This is a genomic window from Acinetobacter sp. EKM10A, assembly GCF_011075215.1.
Lineage (GTDB): Bacteria > Pseudomonadota > Gammaproteobacteria > Pseudomonadales > Moraxellaceae > Acinetobacter > Acinetobacter baumannii.
Genome location: NZ_JAALLK010000014.1, coordinates 82,470 through 91,397, shown reverse-complemented (window position 1 = coordinate 91,397; position 8,928 = coordinate 82,470). Strand labels below are relative to the sequence as shown.

Annotated in this window: 7 protein-coding genes and 1 pseudogene; 5 read left to right on the top strand and 3 right to left on the bottom strand. The window is 38.8% G+C overall.

Annotated elements, in window-relative coordinates:
• The 4 genes and pseudogenes from G9371_RS15510 to rimI all read left to right on the top strand — a co-directional run.
• Window positions 1-77, top strand: a pseudogene (locus G9371_RS15510) (elongation factor Tu); the annotation flags it as partial.
• Between the two features lie 203 nt (window positions 78-280).
• Entirely contained in the window at window positions 281-1,162 is an 882-nt protein-coding gene (locus G9371_RS15505; RefSeq protein WP_002058580.1) for a metal-dependent hydrolase, read from the top strand.
• 241 nt (window positions 1,163-1,403) lie between these two features.
• A complete protein-coding gene (locus G9371_RS15500; RefSeq protein WP_002058588.1) occupies window positions 1,404-2,279 on the top strand; it encodes a metal-dependent hydrolase in 876 nt (291 codons plus the stop codon).
• A gap of 107 nt (window positions 2,280-2,386) precedes the next feature.
• Window positions 2,387-2,842: a ribosomal protein S18-alanine N-acetyltransferase gene (rimI, locus tag G9371_RS15495; RefSeq protein WP_002058576.1), complete on the top strand. Its 456-nt coding sequence runs from the start codon at window positions 2,387-2,389 to the stop codon at window positions 2,840-2,842.
• Window positions 2,843-2,886: 44 nt separating this feature from the next.
• Here rimI and G9371_RS15490 read toward each other — a convergent pair whose 3' ends face one another.
• From G9371_RS15490 to trxB, 3 genes are all read right to left on the bottom strand, one after another.
• Entirely contained in the window at window positions 2,887-3,702 is an 816-nt protein-coding gene (locus tag G9371_RS15490; protein WP_000844343.1) for an arginyltransferase, read from the bottom strand.
• An 18-nt stretch (window positions 3,703-3,720) separates the two neighbouring features.
• Window positions 3,721-4,452, bottom strand: coding sequence for a leucyl/phenylalanyl-tRNA--protein transferase (gene aat / locus G9371_RS15485; RefSeq protein WP_002058572.1), 732 nt, complete (start codon window positions 4,450-4,452; stop codon window positions 3,721-3,723).
• Between the two features lie 119 nt (window positions 4,453-4,571).
• Window positions 4,572-5,519, bottom strand: a complete 948-nt coding sequence (gene trxB / locus G9371_RS15480; RefSeq protein ID WP_001276144.1) for a thioredoxin-disulfide reductase — start codon at window positions 5,517-5,519, stop codon at window positions 4,572-4,574.
• A gap of 269 nt (window positions 5,520-5,788) precedes the next feature.
• On the opposite strand from trxB, the gene G9371_RS15475 reads away from it, so the two are divergent.
• On the top strand, window positions 5,789-8,821 hold the full coding sequence (locus G9371_RS15475) for a DNA translocase FtsK (protein WP_002058569.1): 3,033 nt from the start codon (window positions 5,789-5,791) through the stop codon (window positions 8,819-8,821).
• Window positions 8,822-8,928: the final 107 nt, after the last annotated feature.

The window sequence follows — 8,928 nt, the reverse complement described above, 5'->3', positions numbered from 1 at the left end:
ACCCAGGTCTACGTTTTGCGATCCGTGAAGGTGGTCGTACTGTAGGTGCTGGTGTTGTTGCTAAAGTAACTGCATAATCACTTTTCAGTGAAAAAAGCGCTCCTTTTGGGGCGCTTTTTTTATATCGAATTGTTAGACAATTCAGTTGAAAGCTGGCCTTAACTGATACTTCAATGTCCCTATTTGCACTTAAGCCTTTTTATTAAGTTTGTATGATAAGAATCAAGAAAACGAACAATAAAGTTTAAGTAACTTAGGTTACTGGTAAGGAGCTTTCACTATGAATGCTAAAGTGAATATCACAAATCGTGCAGGGGCAAGCTTTCCTGTACATCGTATGAACTTTGATTTTAATGATGTGCCAGAATACTGGATGAATGGTTCCGCTGGACTTACACATTTTATGACAGCGTTATCAGCGCTATTTCCAGCTGGTGAAAAGTTCTTTATTGATAGTGTACGTGCTGTGCGTTATCACCCAGCAATTAAAGACAATGAAGAGCTACAAAAAGAAATCAGTGCTTTCATTGGTCAAGAGGCGATGCATACTCAAGAGCATGTAAACTTTAATGCTTCTGCCCAAAAATTTGGTCATGATGTTGAAACTTTAGAAAAATTCACCGATACGGCTATTCAAACTGCCCGTAAAACTTTTGCAAAGCTCGTAAAACCATTTGGTATGACGCAAGAAATGGTGGACCTGACTGCTACTACAGCCCTTGAACATTTTACTGCAACCATTGCATCTCAGCTTTTAGTTAATACCCACATTCAAGAGTTGATGACAGATAAAACGATGTCAACCATGTGGTATTGGCACGCAATAGAAGAAAATGAACATAAAGCAGTCGCATTTGATGTGTATGAAGGTGTCTTTGGTAAAGGTGTAAAAGCTTATGCTTTACGCACAAGTTCACTTGTTTTTGCAATGGCTCTTATTTTCGCAATTCAATCTTCCTTTGTGGTTCGTCTTTTAAAGCAAGACCATAAATTAAACTTAGATGAGTTGTTTGTGATTTATAAATATGGTTATAGCCCGTCGAAAGGCATTATTACGGGTATGGCTAAAGAGATGTTTGCTTATTTTAAGCCAGGTTTTCATCCCAATGATTTAGATACGGTTAGCTTGTTAAAAACTTGGAAATCTAAACTTGGACTTTAAGCTGAAAGTAAGTGAAAAGGGCTGTTAGCAGCTCTTTTTTAGTGTCTATAAATTATGATCCACTTTTCTTTTAAAAGATACTTGTTCATTTTGCCCTAGTATGAGGCTATTGATGACCTCATCTGATAATTTGCTGGCCTCATCTGCACTTAAATAGCGCTTTTAAAGGCGTATTATTATAAATATTAAGAAAATAAATAAGGATATAAGTGAATTTTCGATTCGCTTAAAGGAGTCTGACATGAATGCTAAAGTAAATATTTCTAATCGTGCCGGAGCAAGTTTCCCTGTGCGTCGTATGGACTTTGAGTTTGCTCAAGTTCCACGCTATTGGGCAAATTACGATGCAGGATTAACTCATTTTATGACAGCATTATCGGCTCTTTTTCCGGAAGGAGAGCAGTTCTTTGTAAACAGTACTCGTGCTGTGCGAAACGATCCTAAACTGGCTGATCCAGTACTTCAAAAAGAAATAAGTGCTTTTATTGGCCAAGAAGCTATGCATTCTAAAGAGCATCTTGCATTTAATGCTTCTGCGCAGGCGGATGGATATGATGTTCGTAAAATGGAAAAACAGACAGGTAAAGTTATTAAAGTAGGTACTGCGGTTGTAACCAAGCTAATGAAACCTTTTGGTTATACAAAAGAAATGATTGATTTAACAGGTACCTGTGCTTTAGAACATTTTACCTCAACTATTGCGGCTGAGCTTTTACAAAACCCTGAAATTCAAGCCATGTTCCAAGATGACACTATGTATCACTTATGGATGTGGCATGCGGTAGAAGAAAATGAACACAAAGCTGTGGCGTTTGATGTTTATACCAATATGTATGGGCAGGGGCCAAAGGCTTATTTTATGCGTTCAACTGCTTTAATCATTGCAATGGCCTTAATTTTTGCTACTCAGTCTTATTTTACTGCTAAGTTACTTAAGACTGATGATAAATTAACATGGAAAGATACCAAATACATGCTTAAGTTCATGTATGGCCGTAAAGGTTTTATGACTCGTCAAATTCCAGAATTATTAGATTTCTTAAGACCAAAATTCCATCCAAATGATTCGGATACGACAGCTTTATTGGCCACTTGGCGTGAAAAATTAGGTCTCTAAAAAACTGACTGGAAAAGAGCAATTTAATTGCTCTTTTTTTTACTCGTTTTTTCTATTTAAGTTTCTATAATACGTTTACTTTGAAATCTAAAAATGTGTTGAAACTCATGATTCGTACTATGCAAGCCTCAGATATTGATAGTGTTGCTCAAATTGAGAAGCTTGTTCAAACACACCCATGGTCTAGACAGCAATTTGTAGAATCTTTAAATTCTTACCAATGTACGGTAATAGAATTAAATAATAAGGTGGTTGGTTTTTGTATTTTACAACCTGTATTAGATGAAGCGAATTTACTGCTCATGGCAATTGATCCTCTAATGCAAGGTAAAGGATTAGGATATCAATTGTTAGATACGTCGATTGAACGTTTAGAAAATCATCCCGTACAAATTTTTCTAGAGGTACGTGAAAGCAATAAAGCTGCTATTGGTTTATACGAAAAAACAGGGTTTCACCAAATTGATGTACGTCGTAACTATTATCCAACCCAAGAGGGTGGACGTGAAAATGCCGTTATTATGGTAAAAAGCTGTACTGATGACTTTGCTTCTTTATTCTAAGAATGCCTGTCTTGTTGCTGTTTGAACAACAAGACAGAAGTAGGTTATTTAATAATTAAATTATTCCATTCAGAAGGTAATGTGGTCATGAGGGAATTACCCAACTGATTGATCTCTTCTGGTGATAATGATCTATTTAAGCGGCGCCATTGCCCATCTAGTAAAAGTTCTAGCGGCGTATATTGAGATTTATAATTCATTTTAGCTGAGTGGGGAACCCAATAACCTAAGTAGACATATTCTAAACCGAGTGTTTTTACATATTCGATTTGATTCAGAATTGAATAAACGCCTAAAGATCTACGGTGTTCATCTGGGTCAAAGAACGTATAGACGGCAGATAACCCATCATCCATTAAATCACAAGTCGAAACGCTAATAAGACGATTGTCTTTCCATAGTTCTAAGAAGAAACTATCTGTACAGCTATGGACCAAGAATTTTTCAAATTGATCTAAACTTGGCGGAAACATATCACCATCGGCATGGCGCTCGTTAATGTAACGTTCATATAGATCATAATGAATTTGTGAGGCTTGCCGTGTTGGTAGAACAGTCATGGTGAGATCTTGATTTCGCTTCCATGCTTTTTTTTGCATGCTGTTCATTTGGAAATCGGCAACAGGTACACGACAAGATAAACACTGCCTGCATAAATGACATTCAGGACGGTATACAAAGTCGCCACTACGACGAAAACCTAATCGCGATAATTCAGAAAGCGTCACCACATCAATCCGATGAATCGGGTCTAAAAAGACCATGCGTGCTGATTTATTTTCTAAATAGCTGCAATCATGAGGTGGAGTAATATAATATTGCAGATCATTTAAAAGGGACTTCGGGTGATATGATTTCATAATTGGTCCCTCCTGTTATCATTCCATTAATTTTGCATTTAATGCTATTGTTTTACTTGAAAATACACGTTCTTGATACTTTTTCCAATTGATAGAGGGGTGAATAGTTACATCTTGTAACGATTTAAGATATTCTTGCCGAGAAAGTGTACAAGCCCCAAGACTAATTAAGTGACTATTTACAAGTTGACAGTCAACCCAAGGAAGCTGATTTTCTTGACCAATTAACATTAACGTATAAAAAGCCATTTTAGAAACATCGGTTTGGGTACTAAACATAGACTCGCCAAAACAACCTTTACCGATCGTTACCCCATATAAACCACCTACCAGCTGCTCTTCTTGCCAGACTTCTACGCTATAGCCATAACCGGCATCAAACATTCCACAATAGCCTTCAATAATATCTTCACTAATCCATGTTTCATTAGCATAGCTTCGAGGTAGTGAACATGAGCGAATGACTTGCTCAAAAGCACGATTTACCGTAATGGTGTAATCATATTTTTTCATGTTCCGAATAAGCGATTTACTCGGTTTATAGTTTTGAGGATAAATGATACAGCGTGGTTCAGGGCTCCACCAACAAATGGGTTCATCTTCATTAAACCATGGGAAAAGCCCATGTGTATACGCTTCATAGAGTGTGGAAGGGGAGAGGTCAGCGCCTATACAAATTAAACCATGACCATCTGGATCTGATTCCTCCGGATCTGGGAAAATATATTGAGATAGAGGCAGTGTTTTCATAAAACCAAAATAATATGTGCTTTAGGGCTATGCTATAAAAATTAATACTGAGCAGCCAGTAATTATTATAAATTCCAAAAAAACAGCCGTTATAAAACGGCTGTTTGAAATATCTAAACTTAAAGGTTATCTAGATATTTTTCGGCATCTAGAGCAGCCATACAGCCTGAACCCGCCGAAGTAATCGCTTGACGATAGATACTATCAGCAACATCACCAGCAGCAAAAACGCCTGCTACAGAAGTCGCTGTTGCGTTACCTGAAGTACCACTTTGCACTTGGATATAGCCATCACGTAAGTTTAGCTGACCTTCAAACATAGAGGTATTTGGTTTATGGCCAATTGCAATGAATAAGCCTTGAACTTGTACTTCTTGTTTGCTGTCATCTTTCGTAGATTTTAAGCGAACACCTGTTACGCCAGTATTGTCACCAAGAACTTCTTCAACCTCATGGTTCCAAACAATACTGATTTTGCCTTCTTTTTCTTTAGCAAATAAGTGATCTTGTAAAATCTTCTCAGAGCGTAAAGAATCACGGCGGTGTACAAGTGTCACATGTTCAGCAATATTTGATAAATAAAGTGCTTCTTCAACAGCAGTATTACCACCACCAACAACCATCACATTTTGATTCTTGTAGAAGAAGCCATCACATGTTGCACATGCGCTCACGCCTTGACCCATAAATTTTTGTTCAGACTCTAAGCCAAGATATTGAGCTGTCGCACCAGTTGCAATAATTAAAGCATCACAAGTGTACTCATCCATATCACCTTTAAGAACAAAAGGACGTACATTCAAGTCCACTTCATTAATATGGTCATAGACAAGTTCGGTACCAAAGCGTTCAGCATGTGCTTGCATACGGTCCATTAGGACAGGACCAGTCAAACCTTCAGGATCGCCCGGCCAGTTGTCAACTTCGGTTGTTGTTGTAAGTTGGCCGCCAAGCTGTAAACCTGCAATAAGTGTTGGTTTAAGATTTGCGCGTGCTGCATAGACAGCTGCACTATAACCCGCAGGGCCAGAACCGAGAATAATTAACCGAGAATGACGAGCACTCATTGAGGGTATCCTTATTTATTTCGAGAATTTTGAAAATTATACGTGAAATTGCCGACCAATAGCGTTAAATCAATGTGGATAATATTGATCAGGTCAATCGAATTAAGTTATATAACAATATAGAAGAGCCTTATGTTAACAACAACTGTAAAGAATCATGCACCTTTTTTGTAAGAACAGGTGCATAATATAAAGTTCAATCGTTGAAGATCTGAAATGTAGGTCTTCACATCTCTAAACCAATAATTAAATGGGTTACAGGACAGTATATGACTGCGGTGTCAAGTGTTTATGCACAGCGCTTATTGATGACATTATTCTTGGTCTCTTTTGGGATTTATATGTTTCTGGCGACAGTAACATATACACCATTTGATCCGGGCTGGATGCATATTTCAAGTGATACTCAGCAAGTATCCAATGCAAGTGGCATTGCCGGTGCATGGATTGCAGATTTGCTGTTTGGCTTTTTAGGTTGGGCAAGTTTACTTATTCCAATCTTCCTATTTGTTGAAGCGATTCAAGTCTGGTGGCCACATAGTTTTCTAAACCGCCCATTCCGTTATGCTGCGCAGTTCTTCTTAATTCTTGTTGTGTCGAGTTTGCTTTACCTTCACTGGAATGTACCTGCAGATACTTTAGATAATGCGGCAGGCGGGATTATTGGTTATGAGTTGGGGCAAAGCTTATCTCAACTGTTAACAATTTATGGTGCGACATTATTTCTACTTGTTTTCGGAGTGGTATTGTTCACTTTGGCATTTGGGGTGCAGTGGAGCAAAACATGGGTTACGCTCAAAGCAATGCCTGGTTATTTACAAGATTTATTCTATAAAAATGTATCTCCTAACGAATCTGCTTATGACTTAACCACACAGCCTGCGAATAAAGCAGCAACGGTAAAAGTTGCAGAGATGCCTAAAGCAGAAGAAGTTACGGATGAAGTAGAGCTAAATGCCCAACCAGAAAAAGCTCAAAGCAAAGCAAGCTCTACACGACATGATGAAATAGCAGAGCGTTTATTTGCCGACGTTTTAGCTAAAGAACAAAGCCAACCTGAAACAATTGAAGAAAAACCAACTCCTCAGCCAGAAAACTTTGAGCGTACACTTGAGCAAGCACAGCAGCTTAAAAAAGACAGTGAGCGTTTAGTGGCTACGGGAGAGGTTTGGCGTGCTTTACAGCGTGATGATGTAAGCCATAAACAAGAAATTGATGCGCTGTTAAGAGCTGCTGATGATTCAAGTGAACAGCCTTCGACTCATGAGCAATTTCAGCAAACAGTTTATCAGGCTAAACAAAATCAACCATCGAATACTCATCAAGGTTTAGATTGGAATGATGATGAGATTTTTGATGAACTACTTGCTGCAGTTCCAAATAGTAAAATGGCAACTGATGTGCATACGCCATTTGTTCAAGATCATCATGTTGAACCAGAAGTTACACCGCAAGCTCCTCAAACATTAGTTGAATCATCTGTACCTGTATCGAATTTAAATCAGTCACCTAAAAATTTATCGAATGAAGAAGTCTTTGATGATTTTGATGACCTATTGATTGATGAGGATATCCCGCCAGCAACTCAACCGATCAAGGCAAGTAGCTATGCGCAATCTTCGGCTTTTGTAAAAGCGCCTATTCAAACTACGATTGGTGCAGAGAAGCTGTCAAAAGAAGAATTTATTGAAGCTTGGCAGGAAACTGCTGGAAAGCCTCAGGATGACCTTGAGGATGAGTTTGATTTTGATGCGCCTCTAACAGATGCATCAGGTCGACCAATGTCTCGTGCCATGCAAGTGGCCAAAAAGCGTTTAGATTTACCAACATTACCGGGCTTTGAATTGCTTGATAAGGTTGATCCAAATAAGAAAGTTAACTTTACCGAGGAACAGCTTTCTCGTTTATCTGAATTGCTTGAGATCAAGTTACAAGAGTTTAACGTGAAGGCTCAGGTGGTTGAAGCTCAGCCGGGTCCAGTGGTTACACGTTTTGAATTAGATTTGGCACCGGGTGTGAAAGCATCTAAAGTGACTAATATTTCCCGTGACTTGGCACGTTCAATGTCTATGGCTTCTGTACGTGTAGTAGAGGTTATTCCGGGTAAACCATATATTGGTATTGAAGTTCCAAATAGTGCTCGTGAAATGGTACGTTTGATTGAACTATTGGAAACACCTGCATATCGTGACCCAAGTGCTCTCATTAGTATGGCAATGGGTAAAGATATTTCAGGTAATCCGGTACTAACAGACTTGGCAAAAGCACCGCATATGTTAGTTGCGGGTACTACAGGTTCGGGTAAATCTGTTGCCGTTAACTCGATGATTTTATCGATGTTACTTAAATATACGCCTGACCAATTGCGTCTGATTTTAATTGACCCGAAACAGCTTGAATTAGCCAACTACAACGATATTCCGCATTTATTAACGCCTGTAGTCACTGACATGAAAGATGCAGTGAGTGCTTTAAACTGGTGTGTAAATGAAATGGAGCGCCGTTATAAACTTATGTCATTCCTCAAAATTCGTAAGTTAAGTGACTACAACCGAAAAGTTGAAGAAGCGCTTGCAAATGGAGAAGACTTGATTGATCCAACATGGAAACCAAGTGATTCAGCGACACAAGAGCGTGCGCCTCGTTTAACGCCATTACCATCTATTGTCATTGTGGCGGATGAGTTCGCTGACATGATCATGCAAGTTGGTAAGAAAGCAGAAGAAATGATTACGCGTTTAGCGCAAAAATCTCGTGCTGCTGGTATTCACTTATTGCTTGCAACTCAACGTCCATCGGTAGATGTCATTACAGGCCTTATTAAAGCCAATATTCCAACGCGTGTAGCTTTACGTGTAAACAGTAAAATTGACTCACGTACTATTTTGGATGCAGGTGGTGCAGAAGACTTGTTAGGCCATGGTGATATGCTGTTCTTAGGGCCAGGTAAGATTGAGCCAGAACGTGTGCATGGTGCATTTATTAGTGATGATGAAGTTAACCGTATTTGTGATGCATGGCGTGAACGTGGCGAACCAGACTACGTAGATGAGATCTTAACTCCATTTGATGAAGAGCCTGCTTCGCGTGGCTTTGAAGAAGGTGATGGTGGTTCAGACCGTGATGCACTTTATGATCAATGTGTATCGTTTGTTTTAGAAACTCGAAAAGCTTCTACGTCTTCATTACAGCGTAAGTTTAGCCTTGGTTATAACCGTGCCGCTCGTATCATTGATCAAATGGAAGAGAATGGTATTGTGAGTGCTATGGGGGCCAACGGTAAGCGCGATATTTTAGTTTAATATCTATAGTTAAAATTAAGCCTCTTCGGAGGCTTTTTTTATGGTTAAAAATAATAATTACTATGGGTAGTTTGAGATTTTATCAAATAGTAAAAAATGCTAATGTG

Coding starts and splice junctions, on each gene's coding strand:
- G9371_RS15505 (WP_002058580.1), top strand. CDS start 281: ATGAATGCTAAAGTGAATATCACAAATCGTGCAGGGGCAAGCTTTCCT.
- G9371_RS15500 (WP_002058588.1), top strand. CDS start 1,404: ATGAATGCTAAAGTAAATATTTCTAATCGTGCCGGAGCAAGTTTCCCT.
- rimI (WP_002058576.1), top strand. CDS start 2,387: ATGATTCGTACTATGCAAGCCTCAGATATTGATAGTGTTGCTCAAATT.
- G9371_RS15490 (WP_000844343.1), bottom strand. CDS start 3,702: ATGAAATCATATCACCCGAAGTCCCTTTTAAATGATCTGCAATATTAT.
- aat (WP_002058572.1), bottom strand. CDS start 4,452: ATGAAAACACTGCCTCTATCTCAATATATTTTCCCAGATCCGGAGGAA.
- trxB (WP_001276144.1), bottom strand. CDS start 5,519: ATGAGTGCTCGTCATTCTCGGTTAATTATTCTCGGTTCTGGCCCTGCG.
- G9371_RS15475 (WP_002058569.1), top strand. CDS start 5,789: ATGACTGCGGTGTCAAGTGTTTATGCACAGCGCTTATTGATGACATTA.